Source organism: Streptomyces sp. R41 (genome assembly GCF_041053055.1).
In the GTDB taxonomy this organism is placed as follows: domain Bacteria; phylum Actinomycetota; class Actinomycetes; order Streptomycetales; family Streptomycetaceae; genus Streptomyces.
The window spans coordinates 4138660-4160978 of sequence record NZ_CP163443.1; the positions used below are offsets into that span (position 1 = coordinate 4138660).

Consider the following 22319-nt stretch of genomic DNA (forward strand, 5'->3'; position numbering starts at 1 on the left):
CGAATCCGGCGCCAGGTCAATCCCCGGGCTTCCTGCCCCTGACCGGCGCAGTCTCGAACAGTTCTGCAAAGTAGCTGGTGAGCGCGGCCACGGACTCCTCCGGGACAGGGTCCTCGTCGGGCCCCTTCGGAAGTTCGTACCGCTCGACCGGTGGTGCCGATTCCGCTTCCGCGATCCAGTCGCGCAGGTGGACGGGGTCACGGGGCCGGTCCTGCCCGAGGATGTCGTAGATCAGGGTCGCGCCGGCCGCGTTGATCGCGACGCTGAGGCCATCGACCTCTCGCCCCGTGGTGACCAGTCCGCTCTTCAGCAGGCGGACCATGGCCTGAGCAGTGGGACGGTGGTCGATCATCTCCTTCTTCAGAACGCTGTGGATGAGGTCCTGGTTTCCGCAGGCTGCCTCGACCGGCTCGTAGTCCGCCCCGTTCCTGAACAGCTCCGCTGCCCACCACAGGCGTGAGAAACACTGCCGGTCGGCAGGTCCCCGGAAGCGCTCCGCGGCGACACGCCTTTCCGGCCTCTTCACCGTCGGTTCCGAAAGGTGACGCCAGACCACGTAGTCGGGAGCCACCGCCAGTGCGAGGTGATTCCACAGCCGCTTGTCCGCCGCTTCTCGCCGTGTCAGGCGCAGCGTGGCATGAAGCCGTGGCGCGAGCCATGCGTCGGCTCGGGTACGGTCCTCCCGGAACTCGAACATGGCGTCCTCCACCAGACTTCGGATCGGCTCGACCCACCATCTGGCGTCGTCCTCGGGAAGCGGCTCGACGACCTTGGCCAGATCGATGCCGCCGTGTACCTGTTCGCCTCTGAGCAGCTCTTCGGTGAGGAACGGGTCGACGGCCGAGGTGGCGAGCAGCGCCAGCCGCTCCGGTACATGGTTCGGTTGGGTGATCACGTCTCACTCTCGCGGTTCATCTGTTCCAGACTGCGGATCACATAGGCGAGCGCCTTGGTGGCGTCGGCACGGCGGACCGCCGCGTAGTGGATACGGGTCTGTAGCTCGACCCAACCCGATTCACCGGTACGCCGGCGGTGGACCTGTCGTAGGGCCTCCTCGACGTGGACGCCGGGAACGACGTCCGGGAGCATCTCCCGCAGCACCTCGCCCTGCCAGTCGGTCGGGAAGACCGGGCCGCCGCCGGGTTCCACCTCCAGATCCCCGATGGCACCGTGGAACACCGCGGTCCAGACGTCGGTGGCCATCTGAGCGACCAAAAGGTCACGTACCTTGCTGTCCATTCCCGAGCCGTTGCTGTCCAACAGGCCTATGGCACCCTCAACGTCGGTGTTCACGAACACGGTGGGGACTCTGGCCGAGGCGTCCACGATCCAGGGCGCGTCAGCGTAGGCCTGGAGCCACTCCCGGGAGCTCCTCTTGAACGATGCCGTCTGAACGTCCAGTTGGAGCCCACGGACGGGCTCGTCGGAGACCGTGTCGACGATCCAGCTCCGGTCGGTCTCGGCGATCGACCGTCCACGCACTCCGTCCACCGTCCCGACGGCGTACACGGAGAGGGAAGCCCGACCCAAGTGGTCGTCACGGAGCACCTCCAGCGACCCCGACCAGTCCCGCCCGCCCTCCGCGTCGAGCGTGAGATCCGCAGAGGTGCGGACATTGGTCTCGCCGTCGGTCAGCACGGCGAGGACACGCAGATCGGACCAGGCCGCGTCCGGCGCGTTCGCCCCGGGTGGCAACGTCGCCGACAGGCCGATCGTGGCGCTCACCCAGTCGGTGTGGCCGGCGATGCCAAGCGCGACGGACTGCTGCTGGGTCGAGTACGCGGTGGTCTCCAGCTGGTCGCGGGTGCCGTCCGAGAGTTTGAGGGAGACCGAGGTCACTCTGAGAGCGACCGGCCGGTTGAGCCGCTTGTACGGGTAGATCTTCACGCGTCACTCCCCCTTGCCGGCGCGGAGTTCGAGGACGAGGCGGGTGAGCGTGGTCCTGACCGGGTGGCTGGTGACGTCGGTGGATCCTCGGAACTTCGCGCGACGCGTACCGGGCGGGAAGCGCAGGGTCCCACCCTCCACCTCGCAGCCCTCGACGGCCACGAGTTCCGCCCACTCCAACTTCGGACGGCCTCCGGAACGCACATCCAACTGCGCGACCGGCACCATGGGGACGATCTCGTCGCCACGCGGGATGCTTACCTCTGCGGTGATCCGCCATTCCCCGTCGTCGCCGACTGTCGCGTCGAGCTTGTCCAGCACCGGAACCACCGGCCCGGCGGGCGCCTTGGCCTTGGGCCTCGTTCTCACAGTCAACGCCTTGCGTACAGCCTCACCGCCTTCGCGGTTGCTGCGCTTCGGCCGTGCGACAAGTTCCCTGACCGCACTGTTGACCTCGGCGGTCATCGCGTTGATCCGCCGGTATGCGGACGGCGACCAGCGCAGAGTCAGCTCCTCCGTCTGTCCCCAGCGGTCATGCTCAGGCGGTTCCGCCGCACGCAGGAATTCCTCGGCCTCCTTCGCGAAGGGGGCTGTTTCTCCGGCTGCCTCGCCCACCAACAGAACACCCTGGAAGGGGTTGGTCCCGAGCGGCAGCCTCTGAACCCCCGCCCTCTTGACGGTCATGCGGTTGCCGCGCAACGAGTGCACCTGGTTCTTCCCCCCGTCGCCGTCTCTGTCCCCCTCAGCCTGGGTGACCAACAGGACCGCCTGGTGCGTACCGAACGTCCCATGGACGCCGCCGGAGAGCGGCAACTTCAGCGGGACGCTCCGCGCCGCAACCTGCCCGGCCTCGGTGAGACGATCCACCGTGGTGCCCTCGTAGTGCGCCCTGAGGGCACGAGTCCGGGCGGGCTGCTCGACAGACGGGTCCACCTGTTTCTCCGGCACGACCTCCTTGCCGTTCTGCAAAGCACGGACAGAGACCTCCAGAAGGGGGAGCCTGCTGCCGCCGCCGGTCATCGCAGCCCAGAAGTCACGTCCCAGTGCCTCTACCAGACGGCCATGCATCTTGCGGATGTCACGCGTGTCCTCGTCGCCCTCCTCGTCGCCGCTGGACTCGTCGTCGGCGTCGGACTTGCCCTCAAGACTGGCGACGTCGTGCGCGCCCACGATGAGGAAGGAGGTACCGGGTTCGTCGCTCTCCCTGGTCAGATACAGGCGTGCCACGGTCTCCTCGTCCGCCCACCAGGAACGGGCGACCATCGCACCGGGCGATTCGGGATCGGGGCGCCCGAACCAGGCCGGGCCCGCGTACGGCTCGCCGTCCACTTCCCGCCACGGCAGTTCGAGACGGCCGATGACCCGGCGCTCGGTACGTCCCTCGTGAGGCACGGACAGAGTGGAGTTGATGAGCACGAGTCCGAGGGCGCTGGTGGCCCACAGGGTCGCCTTGCCCAGGCCGTACGAACCACCCGCGCCGGGGCCGGACTTGAGGCTCTCCAGCTGACGCCTGACCACAGCGGCGAACTTGCCGTCCGCGTAGTCGTCACCGATGAGCCCGGAAGCGTTGTAGTCGTCGACACGCAGCAGGACCAAGCGGCCCTTCTCGTACATGTCGCGTACACCGGCGTCCACGACCCGACCGACCTTCTGGTTACCGGCGGCCTCCGAGACTGCGGAGTAGTGCGGGAACAGATCGTTCCAGAGGATCGCCTCGCGGAAGGAGTCCAGGGCCTCACCGGTGAGCTCGTGCAGGGTGTAACGGACCCGGACCGGACGACCGTTCTCCGTAAGGCGCTCGTCCAGGCTGTTCTGGCAGGTCTCGCGGGCGAGGACCTGCACGTCGGCGTCGAAGGCGAAGGCAGCGGCATTGCCCAGGTCACGACCACCGTCGGAGTAGCCGGGACGGTGGTACCAGGTGACCGGGAGGCCGGCCTGGGTGTCGGTGGTGCGGGTGTGCACCGTACCCACGTCCGTGCCGAGTGCCTTGGCGATGTCCGTCATGACGGTCGGGCGAGGAGTTGACCTGCCAGTGATCCACGCGGACACGGCGGCCCGAGTCAGCTGGAGCTCGTCGGCCAGTTCTGCCTGTGTCTTCCCCGCGAGCTTGAGCTGTCGGGCCAGCCAAGGCCCGAACTCCTCACCTGTCTCCACGCGTCACCTGCTCTTCCTCGGAGTCCATGCAGATCGTGTGCTGTGGACCACGAGGTTAATTTGACACGCACGGAAGCGTCAACCAACAGTTGATCGACCCCATCGCTCGGACCCCTTTAACTCGGCGTCCAAGTTGCCTCGAATGACCAAGTCTCGCCCCTTATGCGCCACTTCCATGAATGGAGCGCCCAACTCCCCCCGGATGAATGGGAGTTGGGGTTGCACCTTCGGGTGACTCTCGATACGGTTGTTGACGATGGGGATCCCATCTCGCTCACGAAACCCGAAATCGGGAAGGCTGGGCGACCCGGGGAGAAGTGCATCCAAATTCAGCCCCACAACAGGAGACCGAGGCACACACCAAGTCGCCACTCCACCACCGCAGAAGCATTTCGACGAAAGGGCTGGCGACACTGGGCCAACACCCACTAGTGTTCTCGGCCAACAAGAATCCCCATGGAGGATTCGCTATCGATTTCATCCATTTTTTTCGCGGGGGGACGTGTGCCCAATTCACCCCTGTGCAACCTGAATAGGGGTGCGCCATTCATGATTGAGCAGGGATACAACGACTTCTTGTTTTCGTCTCGGGAAATGAGTTCGTTCGAACTGGCAATCAACGCGGCCAAGACCGAGGCCGAGGTGATGAAGATTCTCCAGGACTACGACCTGACCGAGAAGGACTTTCCCGACGGCAGGATTCCCGGTCTGCCGCCGGACGAGTTCCCCACAATCTGAGCGAGGTAGCACAAAGGAGCAGGTCACAGCCCCAAGCCGTTCCTCTCCGCAGGCCCGAACCCCCAACGCCTTCACGCTCTCGAAGACACTGACTGCGACGCCAATACACCAGCACCACGACAGGCACGCGCCGGCTTCGACGAAGCCGGCGCGGCCGGCCCCATGGCTGACATTTCACTCGGACTTTCACAACTCAGGAGTGCAGAGCAGTGCCGCCTTCGCCCTCTTCCGTAGTCCAAACCGTTCTCGAACAGTCCTCACGTGTCCTGCAGACTTACGCAGTGGACCCTGGTCTCGTGGCCGAGCACGCCAATGGTGAGCGCCGGATCACCCAGGGCGGATATGGCGACCGTCAGCTCTTCGAGCTCGTCCAGAACGCGGCAGACGAAATAGCCGACGATCCGGGTGGACGAGTTTACATCATCCTCACGGACACCCATTTGTACTGCGCGAACGAGGGTAATCCCGTCACCCCGGAGGGCGCGGAGACAATTCTTCGAATGAGTATGTCGAAGAAGCGTGGAGGGCAGATCGGACGCTTCGGAGTAGGCGTCAAGTCGGTCCTCGTGGTAACCGACGCACCTGAATTCTTCAGCAGCACGGGAAGTTTCGGATTCGACCGTGCCTGGTCGTACGAGCAGATCAAGGCCGTACCTGGCGTGCCAGCGCGCTACGGCCCGGACTTCGACGCCCCCGTGCTGCGGATGGCCCGACCTCTCGACGTGCAGGCCGAGCGTGCTGCCGATCATGTCCTCAACGAGCTGCTTGACTGGGCCACCACCGTCGTTCGACTGCCTCTGCTCCCCAGGGCCGACGACCGGCTGGGCAGGGACATGCACGGCGGTCGCGCCAAGGACCGCGGTGAGCCTCGCGAGGAATTCCCGGTGGGCTTCCAGCTCTTCTCCCCGCACGTCGCGAAGGTGGTGCTGGAGGACCGCCGGCCTCGGCCCATGGCCCGACGTACGCTGACCACCCGACAGACCGGCGACCTGCACACCGTGGTCGAGGAGCGGACCGGGAAGGCCGTCACCACCGACCGGTGGCGCGTGTTCAGCACCACCCACGAGCCCGGTCCGAGTGCTCGGGCGGATGCCGGAGAGCTGCACGACCGGCTTCTGCTCGACCTCGCCTGGGGTGTCCCGGCCCTGGACAAGGATCCGGAGAGCGGCCTGTACGTCAGCCCGCGGTCACGCGGACGCGGAAAATTCTGGTCCTTCTTCCCGACCAAGTACGAAATGTCGCTGAGCGGCATTCTCAACGGAGCCTGGAAGACCAACGAGGACAGGCAGAACCTGCTGGACTCCTCCCCCTTCAACCAAGAGATGATCAGGGTGTCGGCGAAGCTGGTCGTCGACTCCCTCCCCGCCCTGGCACCGGCCGAGGACCCGGCCGCCTACCTCCCCCTGCTGCCCGGCCGCGTCAAGGAAGCGATCAGCTGGGCCGACGAGTTCCTGACCCGGGAGGTCTGGGACCGCACCGCGGACTGCCCCTCCCTGCCCGACCAGGACGGCGTCCTGCGCGTCCCTACCGAACTGCGGATCCACCCGCGGCTCGACAGGGACCTGAGGAAGCTGTCCGGTTGGCTGCGGATGTGGAACGAGTGCCCCGGGCGCCCCTCGAACTGGCTGCACCCGAGCGCGGAGGCGGACGCCCTCCGTTCCGGCAAGGTCGAGCACATCATCGGCGCGGCCGGACACGAACGGACCGGCGTCCGTGAGTGGCTGGAAGCCTTGGTCGAGAGCGGGGCACCCGAAGCATCAGCAGTGGCCGTTCGAATCCTCGCGGAGATGATCGAGGCCAACTCCCCCTATGCCGAGGAGGCCCGCACGGCCCGCATCGTACTCACCGAGGAGCACGGACTTGTCGCCCCCGTGCACGGCAAGGTGTTCCGCCGTACCGACCAGGGCGGACTGCGCGAGGCCTTGGTGTACGTGGTCGACAAGCTGGCCGAGGATCCGTCGCTGGCTCACGCACTCAACATCCTGGGCATTCGCGAGGCCGATGTCGAGGGCCGGTTCGTCAGCGTCCTCGACCAGGGCTTCGATCACTACAGCGACTCGGACTGGGAGCGGTTCTGGGAGCTGTTCCGTCAGGCGGGGGTGCGTCGTCTGGCCCACAAAGTCCTGGAGCGGGTGCCCACTGCGCGCTCGACGCTCCGGGTGCGGACCACCGACGGCCGGTTCCGGCCGGTCGAGAACTGCATGCTGCCGGGTGCGGTCGTCGACGCGACGCGCGATCCGAGCATCGCCGTCGACATGGCGTTCCACTCCGACGACACCCCGTTCTTCCCCCAGGTCGGTCTGCGGGAGCGGCCGTCCGGCGGGGTGCAGCCCCGGGCGGACGAGGCATGGTTCGAGGAGTATCGCGCGGCCGTCCACGCCGCCTACCTGCGCAGCCTGGACAGTCGCGCCCCGCGCCCCACGCTGAATCGTATGAAGGTCGAGGGCGCCGCGATCGGTGGCCCGCTCCACCTCTTCCGTGCCCTCTCCGAGGAATCGCGCGCCGCCTTCCTGAAGGTCCTGCCCGACGACGCCGTGGTGGACAACTGGACGCGTCAGATCGGCGCACAGACCAGCACTCGCCAGGCGGTGATCTCGCCGATCCGATGGATGCTGAGGAAGTTCGGCACGGTCGCCACCTCCCAGGGGATCAAGCCGCTGAAGGAGGCCGTCGGACCCCAGCTGGCCGGCTATCGCGACGTGCTGCCGGTGGCGGACATCTCCCCCGAGAAGGCGCGCCGGCTGCGGCTCCCGACCACCGTCGACGAGGTTCCCGCCGACCGTTGGGATGCGCTCCTCGACGAGGTCACCCGCAGCGAGGACGACTCCTTCGTCGGCGCGACCTACGTGATGCTGACCCGGTTCGGCGCGGACTTCCCCGAGGGCTCTCTGACCCGTTGCCGGATCGGCGAGGTCTGGGGCACCCGTCCCGACGACGAGATCACGACCGCCGTCGGAGCGGCTCAGTACCGGGCGCTCCGCGCCGAGCAGCTCCCCGCGCTCCTCGTACCGACCGCCGAGGATGCCGAACTGATGATCGAGAAGTGGGGGATGCTCCGCTACGCCGACGTGATCAGCCGGGAGACCCGTGAAGTACCGGAGGGTGACCCCGTGCCTCTGGTCGAGCTGTTCCCCGCTCTGCGGCAGCGCCTGAACAGCGGGCATCGGAACAGCATGGTGCAACGGTGCAGCGAACTGGAGGAGGTCACCCGTACGCCGAACGGCACGCACGCCTCCCCCTTGGACGCCGTACGCCAGGACGGCACCGTCAAGGTCCGCGTGCCTCTCGAGCCCGAGCCGATGCTGCGTCTCATCGACCGCGAACTCGGCCTCGGCCTCGGCGCCGCCGGTTGCCGCGCGGTGCTGGAGCACCAGGACCGCATGGCTCGCGACAGCGAGCTGAAGGCGGCGCAGAAGGCGGTGCGCGAGGCCGAGGACGTGGTGGCCAAGATCGAGTTGCTGATCGGTGCGGACGCCCTCCGGACCGGCCTCCCCGAGGGATTGATGGAGGCCGAGCTGCAGGAGACCGACGGCGTGGAGCCGTCCGGGCGCCGGATCGCGCAGATGGCGTTCAACGCGCACGGTGACGGAGTGCTCCAGCAGCATGCGCGGGACATCCAGGCGCGCTTCCCCAACGCTCCGGTCGCATACGGGGGTTCGTCGGCAGCCATCGCGTTCGTCTCGGAACTGAAGCTGCCTGTCTCGTTCGCCGGTTCGAGGACTCCGTCCCCGCCCGCGTTCGAGACCGTAGAGGGTCCTCGAGACTTCCCGAGCCTCCATGAGTACCAGGAGGATCTGGTACGGAACATCTCCACGATGCTTGACCGACTGGCCCCGCAGCGCGGCATGCTGTCCCTGCCGACCGGCGCCGGCAAGACCCGGGTCACCGCCGAGGCCGTGATCCGTTGGGTGAAGCGGATCGGCGACCTCAAGGGCCCGCTGCTGTGGATCGCGCAGACCGAGGAGTTGTGCGAACAGGCTGTCCAGAGCTGGAAATTCGTCTGGAACAAGGTGGGTGCCGAGCGCCCGCTCACCATCAGCCGCCTGTGGAGCACCAACGAGGTCGGGAACGTCGTCGACCACCCGCACCTGGTGGTCGCCACCGACGCCAAGCTGGAACGGTGCCTGGGCACCGACCAGTACGCCTGGTTGCGCCAGGCCGCGCTGGTGATCGTCGACGAGGCGCACACCGCCATCTCCAAGCGGTACACCGAGATCCTGAGCCAGTTGGGACTCACCCAGTACGAGACCGGACGGCATCTCCTCGGCCTGACCGCCACCCCGTTCCGTAACCGCAACGAGGAGGAGACCCGCCGTCTGGCCGGCCGCTTCGGCAATCGACGACTCGACGAAGGGGTCTTCCCGTCGGGCGATCCGTACCACGACCTCCAGGACTGGGGGATGCTCGCCCAGGTCGAGCACCGCACCCTTGAGGGCGGCCGTATCGAACTCACCCGGGACGAGAAGACGCACGCCGATCGCATGGCCATGCTCTCCCGCTCCGCCGAACAGCGGCTCGCCGACGACCACGCGCGCAGTCGACGCATCGTCGACTCGGTGGCCGAACTGCCCGACGACTGGCCGACGTTGCTCTTCGCCACCTCCGTCGACCACGCCAAGTACCTGGCTGCCATGCTCAACGACCGGGGTGTCCGGTCCGCCGCCGTGGACTCGACGACCAGTGCGCAGGACCGTCGTACTCGCATCGAGAACTTCCGAAGCGGACGTATCCGGGTCCTCACCAACTACGGTGTGCTCACCCAGGGCTTCGACGCGCCGGCCACTCGTGCCGTGGTCGTGGCCCGGCCGGTCTACAGCACCAACGTGTACCAGCAGATGATCGGTCGCGGCCTGCGCGGACCACGGAACGGCGGCAAGGACAGCTGCCTGATCCTCAACATCAGTGACAACATCACCAACTTCGACACCGACCTCGCCTTCACTGAGTTCGAACACCTCTGGAGCCGGAAGTGACCGACGTCTACCAGGACAGCCCTCCGCTCACCGACGAGCAACTGGCCGTGGTCGAGCAGCCTTGGGAAGCGCGCGTCCTGGTCACCGCGGGCGCCGGGGCGGGAAAGACTCACACCCTGGTGCGCCGGCTCGACGCGCTGTGCGGCAACGAGGACCCCGAACAGGCGCTGGAGGCGGCCGAGATCCTGATGCTCACCTTCTCCCGGGCCGCAGCCAGGGAGCTGCGCGAACGGATCTCCCGGCACGGGGAACGAGCCCATCGTGTGCGCGCCCGTACCTTCGATGCGTGGGCGTACGAGGTGCTACTCCACGCGTATCCGGACGGCGAGTGGGGAGCGGTCGGCTTCGACGAGCGGATCGCCGCCGCGACCCGTGCGATCGAAAAGGGCGCGCTGGAGGCCGGCGATGCGGTCCCGCCAGCCCATGTCGTGATCGACGAGGTGCAGGACTTGCTGGGCGGGCGCCGTGAGCTGGTGGAGACGCTTCTCGACCGGTACCAGGACAGCTGCGGTTTCACCGTCGTCGGCGACGCCGCCCAGTCCGTGTACGGCTTCCAGATCGCGGACCTGGGCGAACGCGCCGACGAGACCGGCCGGTTCTTCGACTGGCTGCGCTGCTCCTACCCCGACGACCTGGTGGAGCTGCGTCTCACCCAGAACTTCCGGGCCACCACCGCCGAGGCCCGGATCGCACTGACGCACGGCCCCCTTCTCCAGCAGGTCACCGACCCGGACGAGGCCGGGAAGCTCTACGACGAACTGCGTGACCTCCTTTTGGATCCGGCGAACGGCATGGGCAACCTCGACGACGAGTTCACCATGGACAGTCTGCGGGACCTCTCCGACACCTGCGCCGTCCTCACCCGTGACAACCAACAGGCCCTCGTGATCTCCGGCCTGCTGCACGCGCACGGCATCGACCACCGGCTGCGGCGCCCGCTGGAGGAGCGTCCGGTGCCGTACTGGATGGCCGAGTTGCTGCGTCGCACGGAGGCGACCGGCCTCACCGAGGATCGGTTCCGCACCCTCCTCTCGGAGATCCCTCTCCCGTACGAACCGAACGCCACCGCCCTGTGGACGGTGCTGCGTCGGGTCGCGCGTGGAGCGGGCCGCGGGGTGCTCGATCTGGACCGGCTGCGCCGTGCCGTCGCCGACGGCAGGTTCCCCGATGAAGCGGCCGACCCGGAGACCTCCCACATCGTCCTCTCGACGGTGCATCGGGCCAAGGGCCTGGAGTTCGACCGGGTGATCGTCCTGACGCCACCGACCCTCGCCGAGCTCCACAAGTGGTACCAGGACGAGTTGGACCTTCCCGCCGAAGCCCGCGCCCTGTACGTGGCGATGACGCGCGCCCGCCAGGACCTGTATCACGCGGCGCCTCCCCAACTGCCGCACTTCAAGCGGGCGGGGAGTCAGCGCCACGGCCGTCGCTATCTCGGGTCGTGGCGGTCGTACGACAGGTACGGGATCGTCGCCGATGCGGGCGACGTGTGCCGGGACAACCCACCCGGCCATCAGACCGACGCTGTCGCCACCCAGGCGTATCTCCTGGAACAGGTGCGTCCCGGCCAGGAGGTGCTGCTGCGCAAGCGCCACGACCTGCCGATGAGCGAGGTCGAGAGCCCGCCGTACGCCCTGATGCACGACGGAAAGGAGATCGGGGAGGCCTCGCAGCGGTTCCGCGAGGATCTTTTCCAGGTACAGAAGGTGAACCGCAACTGGGACCCTTGGTGGCCCGACGAGATCCACGACCTGCGGATCGACACCGTGGAGACCGTGACCGGCAGCACCGCCGCCGGCACGAACGCCGGACTCGGTGAACGAGGCGTGTGGATCGCGCCGCGGATCACCGGCATCGGTCGGTTCCGGAGAGCCGACGACTACGAGGAGCAGCGCGCATGACGCAGGTGGCAGGCCCACACTCCGAGCACTACCGGGTCCGGGACGAGGAACTCCTGGTGGGGCTCCGCCGTGAACTCCTGGGCCCCGCCGAGAACGCCGAGCCGGACGATCGCGGCGAGGTCCTCTCCCAGGACGCGCCGATCGACCGCTACCTGACCGGCGTGCTGTATCCGCGTGCCGCGGACAAGGCCGCGAAGGAACGGAAGGACGAGGACGCGGCCGAGCAGGAAGGCGTGGACGCCGCCCCTCTGCTCGCCCGGGAAGACGTCGAGGAGTCCGGCACCGCGCAGGAGGTCGGCGCCGCCGGGGACAGACGTCCTTCCTCGTTGGGTCTCACCTTCGCCGTCCGCCCGACCATAAGCAGTTCGATCGTGGTCTCTGCCCGCGCGGCCGTCTACGAACCCACCGACGCCGACGGCAGGCCAGTCCCGGCCCGCCGCGCCGAGGCCCGTACCACCGCCGACCAGCGGGAGCAGTGGCGGCGCAAGGAACTCGCGCTCCCGGACCAGCACATCGACGTGACCCAGCCGTCTCCGAAGGAACCGATCGAGCTCGCCTCGGAAGCAGCGTTGCACATCAACGTCCGGCGTCCCGATCCGATCACCGGCACTGTCACGGTCACGGTCACGCTGATCAACACCCAGAAGGTAGGCGAAAAGGATCTCCAGGACGCCTCCTCCCTGTTCCAGTGCGGTCTGACGGTCCGGGCCATCGACGGCTCCTCTGTGTTCGTCGAGCGTCCCGCCCCCGCCGCAGCCCACGACCCGGAGATCGCCACGAGTCGGTTGCTGCACCGCCACGCCCCGACCTTCGCGGTCGGCCACGGCTGCGCTGCCGAATGGGACTGGACTCCGCAGCCGATCGGTATGACCGAAGCCGTCACGCCCGCCGTCCCGGAGGTGCGGAGCCAGTTCGTGCCCACCGTGGAGGTGCTGCTCACCGACTCCAATCCAGAGATCGACAGCTCGACGCTGTCCATGCTGGGGCTGGCCGAGCAGTCCGATACCGAGGTCCTGGCCGCTCTGGAAGGGCTGGCCACGGGGTACGAACACTGGATCGACCGTAAGTCGGCCGAGGCGGACGCTCTGACGGGCATCGTCCACGAGAAGCCCGCACGGGACCAGGTGATCGCCTGCCGCGAGGCACTCGACCGTATCCGTGAAGGCATCGAGCTGCTGCGGACCAAGCCCGACCTCATGCGCGCTTTCCGCCTCGCGAATCGCGCCATGGCGGACCAGCGCGCTCGCAGCAAGTGGGTGAAGGACGGACGCGTCGGCGCCCCCGCCCCGGCCGCCGGCCGCTGGCGCCCCTTCCAGATCGCGTTCCTGCTGCTCTGTCTGGCCGGCATCGACGACCGTGCGCACGACGATCGGCAGGTGTCCGACCTGCTGTGGTTCCCCACCGGTGGTGGAAAGACGGAGGCCTACCTCGGGTTGATCGCCCTCACGTCGTTCCTGCGTCGCATCCGCAAGGGTGCGGACGGCGGCGGTGTCACCATCCTCATGCGGTACACGCTGCGGCTGCTCACCCTCCAGCAGTTCGAGCGCGCGGCGATCCTGCTCTGCGCCATGGAGCGCATGCGACGCCGGACGCCCGAGTTGGGCCATGAGGAGTTCTCCGTCGGCATGTGGGTGGGACGCTCGGCCACCCCCAACACGCTTACCGTGGCGGGTCTGAAGCTCGACGAACTGCGGAGGAACCTCGCCAAGCGCCTCGCCACGGAGAATCCCGTCCAGTTGCACGCCTGCCCCTGGTGCGGGACACGCCTCGACGCACGGAACTACGAAGTCGACGAAGACGCCAAGCGGATGCACGTCCGCTGCCCCGGCGCGGGTTGCGACTTCGCCGACGGCCTGCCCGTCCACCTGATCGACGAGGCGGTGTATGACGCGCGACCGACCCTGGTGATCGCCACCGTCGACAAGTTCGCGTCGATGCCATGGCGTCCCGCGACCTCCGCGCTTTTCAACCGCGACGACGACCCGGAGGACGGCACCCCTCCCCCGGAACTGATCGTCCAGGACGAACTGCATCTGATCTCAGGCCCGTTGGGAACCCTCACCGGCCTGTACGAAACCGCCGTGGACGCCCTCGCCGGCCAGCCCAAAGTGATCGCCTCCACAGCAACCATCCGTCGCGCCGCCGACCAGGGACGCCACCTCTTCGCCCGCAAAGTACGGCAGTTCCCGCCCGCCGGCCTGGATGCCCGCGACTCGTGGTTCGCCGTGGAGACGCCACGCGAGGAGAAGGCGAGCCGACGCTACGTCGGCCTCCTGGCCCCCGGCACCAGCCAGTCGACCCTGCTGATCCGTACGTACGCCACGCTGCTGCACCGGGCCAAGCAGGCGAAGACCGATGACGAGGTGCGCGACGCGTACTGGAGTCTCGTCGGCTACTTCAACAGCCTCCGGCTGCTGTCCGCGGCCGAACTCCAGGTCCATGACGACGTGGTGGCCTATCTGGAGCTGCTTGCCGAGCGCGAGGGGGTGGAGGTCCGCTCGGTCGCCAACTACTCGGAGCTGACGAGCCGTATCGACGCCAGCGAGATCCCCACCCGCCTCAAGGGCATCGAGAAGCGGCTGCCCGACGAGGACACCGTGGACGTCCTCCTGGCCACCAACATGATCGCGGTCGGCGTGGACGTGGACCGCCTCGGTCTCATGGCCGTGATGGGCCAGCCACAGACGACCGCCGAGTACATCCAGGCGACCAGCCGCGTCGGCCGTGCGTACCCCGGCCTCGTCGCCGTCATGCTCAACTCGACCCGGTCCCGGGACCGTTCTCACTACGAGAGCTTTCAGCATTTCCACTCGGCCCTGTACCGCGAGGTCGAGTCCACCTCGGTCACCCCGTTCTCCGCCCGTGCCCGTGAACGGGGCCTGCACGCGGTGATCGTCGCCCTCGCCCGCATCATGATTCCCGCCGCCCGACCCAACGAGGGCGCCAGCCAGGTCGAGTCCTATGAACACGTGCTCCGGGACCGCATCAAGTCGATCCTTCTGCAACGCGTCGAGGCGGTCACCCCGGAGGAGAGCGACGCCGTTTCCCAGGCCTTCGACGAGTTCGTCGAGTGGTGGTGCAAGGAAGCCGACATCCACAGCGGCCTGTTGTTCGAACCTCAGAGGGGCCATCGTGCTCCTTCGCTCCTGAAGGCGTACGACGACGAGTCCGAGGACGCAGATGCGTGGTCCACGTTGTGGAGCCTGCGCGATGTCGACGCCGAGTCCGCCCTGTTCATGGAGGGAACCCGATGACCCCGCCTCCCGCCCGCCGGCGCCGGACCGGCGCGAACGGCACCGCACCCGTCCACAACCTTCCGCGGCGTGGTGCAGTCCGTCGTGCCCAGGCGATCACCACGTACGGCGTCGGGTCGCTCATTGCCGTGGATCACGAGTCCTTCATCGTCTCGGGGCTCGACGAGGCCGAGCAGAGCTGGAGCCGTGACGAGTCCCCACGGATCCACGAACGGCGCCTGGCCCGGCTACTCGACGTCGACTGCTTCCGGACGCCGCCCGCTTCCGACGACACCAGCAGGGACGGTCTCCGAGTTCGACGGTTCCCCTTGATGCACTCCTGCCCGGAGTGCAACGACCTTCAGCGACACCGGGACTTCAACCCGTCCGCCGGTAGAAGCGTCTGCGGCACGTGTGAGGTCGACCTGGTCCCCTCCCGTTTCGTCGTCGCGTGCGAGGCCGGACACCTCGGCGAGTTTCCGTACTGGCAGTGGGTGCACCGCTCCAAAGACCGCGGCGCCACTTCGGCGGCACAGTGCGGGGGAAAGCTCAAGCTGCGCACGTCCGGGCACACCGCCTCGCTCCGTTCCATCCTGGTCTCCTGTACCTGCGGGCAAGCTCCCGAGGTCTCGATGGAGGGTTCCTTCCGCAGGAACGCGCTCAAGGACCTGGGCCTCAAGTGCCGAGGCCCCCGTCCATGGCTCGGTGCCTCTGCCCCCGCTCAGGAGTGTGGACTTCCCCTGCGCACATTGCAGCGTGGTTCTTCGGCGGTATGGCAGCCGGTGCTGAAGTCGGCGCTCTCCATCCCACCGTGGAGCGACGGCCGAGCGGATCCGCTCGCCGAACACTGGGACGCGCTTCGTGAGTACGACGAGCGCGAGCATGTCGAGATCTACCTCAAAGGTGTTTTCAAGGGAAAGTGTCCTGTACCGCTGGACGAGGTGATGGCGCTGCTCGACGCAGAGCGCGAGGAGGACCCCGATAGTGAGGCGGCTCCCACCTTCGATCACCGCTACCGCGCCCTGCGCAACAAGGAGTACGAGCGTCTTCGCTCGGGTAACGACGAGAGCGAGCACACCCGCGACGAACAGTTCGTCTGCGAGACCCCGCTGGGCGACCAGAGCGTGCTCGATCCACTCGGCGTCACCGGCCCGATGCTGGTCAAGAAGCTTCGCGAGGTGCGCGCCCTGAATGCGTTCACCCGACTCATCGACGCCGAGTCGACGACCGACTCCAAGGAGATGCCACTGTCCGAACGCCCCCTGCGCTGGCTCCCGGCCATGGAGGTGCGGGGCGAGGGAGTCTTCCTCCGCCTGGACGAGGACCGACTGGACGCCTGGGAGAAGGCCCCGGCGGTGGCGGCCCGGATCGAACGGATGCGTACCGCCCACCAGCGGGTGCTGGAGCAACGGGCCGACGACCCGAGCCAGGTCGTCCCCTCCCCCGCCACCCCGCGCATGGTGCTGCTGCACACCCTGGCCCACGTCCTCATCAACGAGTGGAGCCTAGAGGCGGGGTACCCGGCCGCGTCCCTGCGCGAGCGCCTGTACGCCGCCGACGACATGGCCGGGGTACTCGTCTACACGGCGACGAGCGACTCGGCGGGCAGCCTCGGCGGTCTCGTCGCGCAGGGCGAACCGGAGCTTCTCGACCGCACGGTGCGTTCGGCCGTCCACCGTGCCGAGTGGTGCTCCTCCGACCCGCTCTGCGTCGAGTCCGAGGCATCTGGCACGGGCGGCACCAACCTCGCCGCCTGCCACGCCTGCGTGATGCTCCCGGAGACGAGTTGCGAGCACAACAACATCCTGTTGGACCGAGCGTTGCTCGTCGGTACCCCGGACGATCCTCATCTGGGCTTCTTCGCGAACGTACTGGAGCAGTGACATCCAGCTGACCGTGGGGCCCCGACACAGATCGGCGTCTTGTACCACGACGTCTCGGTAGGGCCGGGGACTGGCGCGGTAGCTGAAGCTCCCTTTCCAGTCCCAGCCGCATCACACTGCGCCCGCAGTTCTCCCGCACGTGGTTGGGAATTCTTGGTAGCCGCTGTCACTCTTCCACTGGGAGTCCCAGAACCAGACATCGGAGACGTCCCCGGCGGACATGTGGACATACTCCGCCATTGCTGCCGGTTGATCCTCACTCCTCATTGCCTGTCTACTCCGCCTCCGCCTCGAAGTGCATCTGGGCTCGATCGAGGGCTTCATCGGCATCAAGACCATGCACGCGAAGCCAGTGGAGGAGGTCAGCGATGACGTTGATCACCGCCTCCTGCGCTACAGCCTCGCTCAGCATGCTTGGGCCCGGGTTGCCGGGCAGCTTCAATGCGCCGTAGACACCGAGCATCGCTCCTGCTCTTGCCACAGGCGCGCCCCCACTGTGGCCATGGGGCGAGTTCAGACCGGTGGGCAGTTCGCACCAGGTAACCTTTCGGTCGGGGTGGAGCTGGACACCCCAGCAGTCGGCAATGGTGTCGACGAGTGCCATTCCTCGACCGCCTTCGGAGTCGACGCCCGCCTCCAGGAGTGTCGGCAAGACCAGCGTGTCGGGGTCGTGGACCTCGATGCGCAGACGAGTGCCGTTCATGGAGACGGCGAGCGTGGTCGGGGTACCCGGGCCCACGTGTGTGATGACGTTGGAGACCAGTTCGCTGACGCAGAGTTGAGCCGGGTCGATGGCCTCGTGCAGGCCCCAGAGGCCGAGCTGAAGCCGCATGATGCGGCGCAGGGCGGCTACTTCCTCGGGTTCGGCCGTGAAGGCCAAGTCCCATGGCTTCCGCACCATGCATGCCTGCTGAATCATGCACAACCCCTCTCTGTGACGTGAGCTATACCTCTGTCAGGATGCTGGTGACACATCCCGCCATGCAATGTGCACGGCGGGATTCCCACTTCCGAGTGATTGGCAAGCACACCCCTTGGCGTGAGACTGAACACCCGATATCCGAAAGAGGGTTGAGATGGCCGGTTCACCGACGGCACGCCGTCGTCGTCTCTCGATCGAGCTCAAGAAGCTCCGAGAGAAGAGCGGACTCACCTGCGCACAGGTCGGTGAAGCTCTGGACTGGAGTGGGTCCAAGGTCAACCGGATGGAGACCGGCAGTGGCCGCATCCAGCCGTCCGACATCGATGCCCTGTGCCGCTTCTACAACACCAGCGACGAGCTGCGGGAATTCCTCAAGTCCCTGGCGAGGCTGGCCAAGACGCGCGGATGGTGGCAAGTCCACGGCTCCGGTGTGCCCGAGTGGTTCTCGATCTACATCGGCTTGGAGCAGGACGCCTCCACGATTCGTCAGTACCAGTGCGAGTTGCTACCCGGCCTCATGCAGACCACTGCTTACGCCTCGGAACTCCACAAGACCGGCGCGCACATGACGCCTGCCGACATCGACCGCGCGGTGCGGGTCAGACTGGAACGCCAATCCATACTCACGCGCCCCGAGGCCCCGGACGCCTGGTTCATCGTGAACGAGGGCTGCCTGCGCAATGTCATTGGAGATCGGGCATTGATGCGTGAGCAGCTCGAACGCGCCCTGGAGTCAGCGGAGTTGCCGACCGTCACCTTGCAGATCCTGCCCTTCGACTCCGGCACCTACCCGGCCACCGGTTCGTTCACCATGCTTGGCTTCCCGGATCCAGAAGACCAGGACATCGTGTATCGGGATGGCATCACCGATGCCATGTATCTGGAGGGCGAACATCATGTTCGGGAGTACACACGGGCCTTCGACGGCTTGCGGGCCGCAGCCTTGAGCCCTCAGCGGTCCACCGAGTTGATCAAAACCGTTCTGAAGGAATACGCGCGATGAGCATTTCCGGTCCCACCGTCCCCCACGATCGCTTGGCGTGGTTCAAGTCTTCGTACAGCAATGGCGCAGGCGGCGAGTGCGTCGAATGTGCGCACGCTGGCGATGACACGCTGATACGTGACTCCAAGGACCGCAGCAGTCCCATCGTGACTGTTCGGATTCCTGCTTGGAACAGCTTCCTCAAGGCCTTGGCCCAAAGTGCCCTAGAACGCGGTCCGTTGATGTGACGACGGAGCCGGGGCCTCTCGCAACTTGCCCTTCGGCTTTCTGGTGCCTACCGCACGTCTCCTTGGCGGTGCACGAGGGATCGTATTCGAATCGTTCGACTTCGCCGTGACGCCCGATGGCGAGTGGGTGTTCTTCGAGAACAACTCCGCCGGCACCTGGGCATGGGTGGAATACCGAACCGGCCTGCCGATCACTGCTGCGCACGCCGACTACCTGCGAGGAGCCACCGAATGACTTGGCCGGACAGCCGAGTGTCGGCCGCGCTGCGGCAGAGGTTCGCCGGGGAACTCGACTCACAGTTCGACAGAGGATGGGGCGACGCGTTCGCGGCCGTCCCGACACATCTTCGAGGCTCGCGCTGCTAGTGGGATGCTCTCGAAGACCTCGCCGTCTTCCACGGCGTACCTCATCGCGATGAGCTCCGCGTGACCATCACCCCGAGTCGGAAAACCGTCTGGTACGACGTGCCTGACGGGCCTCGTGGGAACTGCACGGAAGTGACGCCCAGGGCCTGTCCGGCGGATCTTGCCGGACAGGCCCCTGGTCCCGAGGAGGGCTCAGCGCTTGAGCGTGAAGGTGAAGTCGCCGGAGAGCTTGCCGCTCAGCCGGACGGCCGAAACGAGTTTCCCCTCCGTGATCAGTCTCTCGACCTCGGCCCGCGAGAGACCGCACCCTTCAGCGATCAGTCGCACCGGCCGGACAGGGATCCGCGCCGCGAAGCGGACCGAGACGTCGATCACCTCGCGGTCCAGGTGATCCGATCCGCCGGTGTCGAGGCGCCAGGCGTTGTCCCAGTCGAGGGCGATGCGATTACGGCGCCGCACGAGCGGATCCTGGAGCAGTTCAGCTGCCAGACCAGGGTCGTTGTCATGCATCCGGTCCAGCAGCTCAGGTCGTATGGAGCGCACATTCCTGCGCTCCAGGACCGTGAACTTTGCCGTTTCCCCGCAAGCGGTGCAGAGCGCGAGGAGCCAGGCGTCGAGGAGCTTGTGGTTGGCGTTGACGCGAAATTTGCCGTTTGCCCGGAAGCGCTCGGACGCGCACGCGTGGCAACGGCGGAGGACGATCGGCAGGCAGGTGGGCATGACCACCCAGTTTTCGAGCACAGAAGTACACCGGTTTCAGTGAGAAGTCCGCAGCAAAAAGCAGCGCGGCGCACATGCGCGACGCGCGACGATTCAGCACTCGGGAGGTCTCACAGGGTGTACAACGGCACGTCCTTGACTCGACGACTTGGTTCGGCAGCACGGTAATGGCGCACAGCGGCGCTGCTCCACTGGTTTTCGAGCGCCTCACCGCCAGGTTCTGTCCGGCGGATCATGGACGAAGCCAGAGCGGGGCGGTGCTGTCGGGGCGTGTGTCTTTTCCCCGCACTCGCGGCGGCTTCTTGCGCGCTCCGGCCGCGTGTTGGTGGGCGCGACAGGAGGTGGAATCCACGCTCGCCATGGACCGGTCGATGCGGCCTGCCGCGTCGGCGTCGGCGTCGGCTTGGACGGCCCGCAGGATCTTGTCCCACGTGCCGTTCGCCGACCAGCGTCTGTGTCGTTCGTAGACGGTCTTCCACTTGCCGAGACGTGCGGGCAGATCCCGCCAGGGCACTCCGGCCCGCTCCCGGAAGAGGATCCCGTGATCACCCTGCGGCGGCTCCTCCAACGCCCGCCCCGCCGACCCGTCTTGGGCAAATGTGGCTTCAGCCGGGCCCACCTGTCTGCCCCCCCCCAAGCACGCATGAGTACCCGTACTCATGCCTGAGCGCGCCCTCCGGTCCACCGTGGAGAACACCACCCACGGACCCTCCGAACGGACCCGCGATGCCGAACGCCTCCCGCCCGCGCCGCCTCTCGCGCCTGCGCCAGCTCCTCGCGCTCGCCACGGACAACTGGCCCGCCCGGAGCTATCTGGCTGTCTTCGCCGCCTCCGTCCCGGTCGCGTTCCTCTTCCCGGAGAGCATCTACGCCACGGGCCACCTGCTGCTCACGGCACCCCTCTCCTCCCTGGGCATGGTCCTCCCCTTCGGCCCCGGCACCGAGGGCGGCGGAGCGGCCGAGGCTCTCGCCATCGCCTTCTCGGCCGTCTGGCTCCTCCTGAGCGCACTCGTCAACGCCGCCGCGCTCGGCGCCCTCGCCCACCACGTCCGCGACCTCCGCACCACCGGGCACGCGTGAACTCCTCCCGCGCCGGACCCTCCGACCTCCCCCCACGCCCCCACTCGTATCTCGCACCACTCCGAACAGAAAGGAACGGACATGGCGCGTTCTGCACGCCCCCGCCTGCGGAGGACTCGAGCCCTGCTGGCGCCCGCGGTGGACAACTGGCTCGCGCGCGGGTACCTCGCCGTGGTCGCGGCGTCGCTGGGGTTCTTCCTGTACGCCGCGTACTTGTCGCCGGACCCGGGGTTCGCCGGGATCTGGCCGTACATGGCCACGGCGCCGCTCAGCACCCTCGCCTTCCTGGTGACGACACCAGCGTGGGACTCCTCGCTCGCCTGGCTGAGCCCGTTGATCTTCTCCGTCGTTGCGGCCCTGTCCGGGCTGTTCAACGCCGTACTGCTCGGCCTGCTCGCACACAGGCTGCGGGCACAGGAACCGCGCCCGGCCGCCTGAGGGAAGTGCCGGATCAGCAGGCCCGGTGCAGGGTGTGACGGCTGAGCACCACCCTGCCGCGTCAGTACGGGCCCGGCACCAGGTCGGCGGCCATCGGATAGCCGATTGCCGCGGCGGCTTCAGCGACATCCTCCATGGACGCCGAGGAGTTGAGCCTCGCGATCTGCGTTCGGTCGAGCGGGTGCAGGTCGTAAATGCGGCGTACGGCCTCGATGTCGACCGTCGTCTCGTAGTAGTCCTCGGCGAACTCCTGGAACGCCTCCGGCGTCGGGGCGAGGAGGAGCTCGAACAGCCAGTCCGAGCCGTCGGGGTCGGGATGTCCTTCGGGGAAGGTGATCGGTCCGGTTTTCCAGGACTGGTCTGTCGACTCGCGCCACACGCACACGGTCACCACGGGCGTTCCGTCCTCGTCCGTGAAGGCGGGCTCGTCGACGTAGCACTGGAAGGGCTCGGGTACGGAGTCCAGGACACCCGGCCATGGGGCGGGCACGTCGTCGTGGTGGTACGGGCTCAGGGGGGACTCGTGGTCGAAGCCGCGGATGTATGCGCCGGCGGGGGCGAAGACGATGTCGTACTCGTCGCCGGATCCGTTGCCCATCGAGGCCAGTTCCTCGGTTTCCGACCACTGGGAGTTGTACGAGTAGTAGCGCTCGCCTTCGGGATTGAGTATCGCCTCCGCCATGGCCATCGAGCGGCAGAGATCTCGCAGGGAATCGATATCGGGGAGCGCCCGGGCAACGTCGTGAGCAGTCATGGGGCACATCCAAGCGGGTGCCACTGACAGTCCCGGACCG

Annotated in this window: 16 protein-coding genes and 1 pseudogene; 10 read left to right on the forward strand and 7 right to left on the reverse strand. The window is 67.2% G+C overall.

Translation table 11 applies throughout. From position 1 onward, the window contains the following. Positions 1 to 16: 16 nt before the first annotated feature. Genes AB5J53_RS19030 through AB5J53_RS19040 form a run of 3 tightly spaced genes read right to left on the reverse strand, consistent with a single transcriptional unit; the run spans position 17 to position 4041 of the window. Positions 17 to 895, reverse strand: coding sequence for a DUF6339 family protein (locus tag AB5J53_RS19030; RefSeq protein ID WP_369246857.1), 879 nt, complete (start codon positions 893 to 895; stop codon positions 17 to 19). After that, positions 892 to 1887 carry a hypothetical protein gene (locus AB5J53_RS19035; protein WP_369246858.1) on the reverse strand — a complete coding sequence of 332 codons (996 nt, stop codon included), beginning with the start codon at positions 1885 to 1887 and terminating at the stop codon, positions 892 to 894. Before AB5J53_RS19035 ends, AB5J53_RS19030 begins: the two co-directional genes overlap by 4 nt. Positions 1888 to 1890: 3 nt before the next feature. Further along, positions 1891 to 4041 (reverse strand): helix-turn-helix transcriptional regulator, encoded by a 2151-nt coding sequence (locus AB5J53_RS19040; RefSeq protein WP_369246859.1) that lies wholly within the window; start codon positions 4039 to 4041, stop codon positions 1891 to 1893. Between the two features lie 549 nt (positions 4042 to 4590). On the opposite strand from AB5J53_RS19040, the gene AB5J53_RS19045 reads away from it, so the two are divergent. The 5 genes from AB5J53_RS19045 (at position 4591) to drmB (ending at position 16769) form a co-directional block, all read left to right on the forward strand. Next, positions 4591 to 4779, forward strand: coding sequence for a hypothetical protein (locus AB5J53_RS19045; protein WP_369246860.1), 189 nt, complete (start codon positions 4591 to 4593; stop codon positions 4777 to 4779). Positions 4780 to 4988: 209 nt separating this feature from the next. Further along, positions 4989 to 9752, forward strand: coding sequence for a DEAD/DEAH box helicase (locus AB5J53_RS19050; RefSeq protein WP_369246861.1), 4764 nt, complete (start codon positions 4989 to 4991; stop codon positions 9750 to 9752). Further along, on the forward strand, positions 9749 to 11653 hold the full coding sequence (locus AB5J53_RS19055; RefSeq protein WP_369246862.1) for a UvrD-helicase domain-containing protein: 1905 nt from the start codon (positions 9749 to 9751) through the stop codon (positions 11651 to 11653). Before AB5J53_RS19050 ends, AB5J53_RS19055 begins: the two co-directional genes overlap by 4 nt. After that, positions 11650 to 14907 (forward strand): helicase-related protein, encoded by a 3258-nt coding sequence (locus tag AB5J53_RS19060; protein WP_369246863.1) that lies wholly within the window; start codon positions 11650 to 11652, stop codon positions 14905 to 14907. Before AB5J53_RS19055 ends, AB5J53_RS19060 begins: the two co-directional genes overlap by 4 nt. Next, complete coding sequence (drmB, locus tag AB5J53_RS19065) at positions 14904 to 16769, forward strand: DrmB family protein (RefSeq protein WP_369246864.1); 1866 nt, start codon at positions 14904 to 14906, stop codon at positions 16767 to 16769. The genes AB5J53_RS19060 and drmB overlap by 4 nt, the downstream gene beginning before the upstream one ends. Positions 16770 to 17043: 274 nt before the next feature. Here drmB and AB5J53_RS19070 read toward each other — a convergent pair whose 3' ends face one another. After that, positions 17044 to 17688: an ATP-binding protein gene (locus AB5J53_RS19070; RefSeq protein ID WP_369246865.1), complete on the reverse strand. Its 645-nt coding sequence runs from the start codon at positions 17686 to 17688 to the stop codon at positions 17044 to 17046. 157 nt (positions 17689 to 17845) lie between these two features. Between AB5J53_RS19070 and AB5J53_RS19075 the strand changes: the two genes are divergently transcribed. Genes AB5J53_RS19075 through AB5J53_RS19085 form a run of 3 tightly spaced genes read left to right on the forward strand, consistent with a single transcriptional unit; the run spans position 17846 to position 19156 of the window. Then, positions 17846 to 18694 carry a helix-turn-helix domain-containing protein gene (locus tag AB5J53_RS19075; RefSeq protein ID WP_369246866.1) on the forward strand — a complete coding sequence of 283 codons (849 nt, stop codon included), beginning with the start codon at positions 17846 to 17848 and terminating at the stop codon, positions 18692 to 18694. Then, positions 18691 to 18921, forward strand: a complete 231-nt coding sequence (locus AB5J53_RS19080; protein WP_369246867.1) for a DUF397 domain-containing protein — start codon at positions 18691 to 18693, stop codon at positions 18919 to 18921. Before AB5J53_RS19075 ends, AB5J53_RS19080 begins: the two co-directional genes overlap by 4 nt. 43 nt (positions 18922 to 18964) lie before the next feature. Next, positions 18965 to 19156, forward strand: coding sequence for a hypothetical protein (locus AB5J53_RS19085; protein WP_369246868.1), 192 nt, complete (start codon positions 18965 to 18967; stop codon positions 19154 to 19156). A gap of 323 nt (positions 19157 to 19479) precedes the next feature. On the opposite strand, the gene AB5J53_RS19090 is transcribed toward AB5J53_RS19085, so the two are convergent. Both AB5J53_RS19090 and AB5J53_RS19095 read right to left on the reverse strand, forming a co-directional pair. Next, a complete protein-coding gene (locus AB5J53_RS19090) occupies positions 19480 to 20028 on the reverse strand; it encodes a DUF1062 domain-containing protein (RefSeq protein ID WP_369246869.1) in 549 nt (182 codons plus the stop codon). Between the two features lie 265 nt (positions 20029 to 20293). Next, positions 20294 to 20652, reverse strand: a pseudogene (locus AB5J53_RS19095) (IS5 family transposase); the annotation flags it as partial. An 81-nt stretch (positions 20653 to 20733) separates the two neighbouring features. Between AB5J53_RS19095 and AB5J53_RS19100 the strand changes: the two are divergent. Next, positions 20734 to 21087: an SCO4225 family membrane protein gene (locus AB5J53_RS19100; RefSeq protein ID WP_369246870.1), complete on the forward strand. Its 354-nt coding sequence runs from the start codon at positions 20734 to 20736 to the stop codon at positions 21085 to 21087. 81 nt (positions 21088 to 21168) lie between these two features. Then, positions 21169 to 21525 (forward strand): SCO4225 family membrane protein, encoded by a 357-nt coding sequence (locus AB5J53_RS19105; protein WP_369246871.1) that lies wholly within the window; start codon positions 21169 to 21171, stop codon positions 21523 to 21525. A 61-nt stretch (positions 21526 to 21586) separates the two neighbouring features. Here AB5J53_RS19105 and AB5J53_RS19110 read toward each other — a convergent pair whose 3' ends face one another. Beyond that, positions 21587 to 22279 carry a hypothetical protein gene (locus AB5J53_RS19110; RefSeq protein WP_369246872.1) on the reverse strand — a complete coding sequence of 231 codons (693 nt, stop codon included), beginning with the start codon at positions 22277 to 22279 and terminating at the stop codon, positions 21587 to 21589. Between the last annotated feature and the right edge of the window lie 40 nt (positions 22280 to 22319).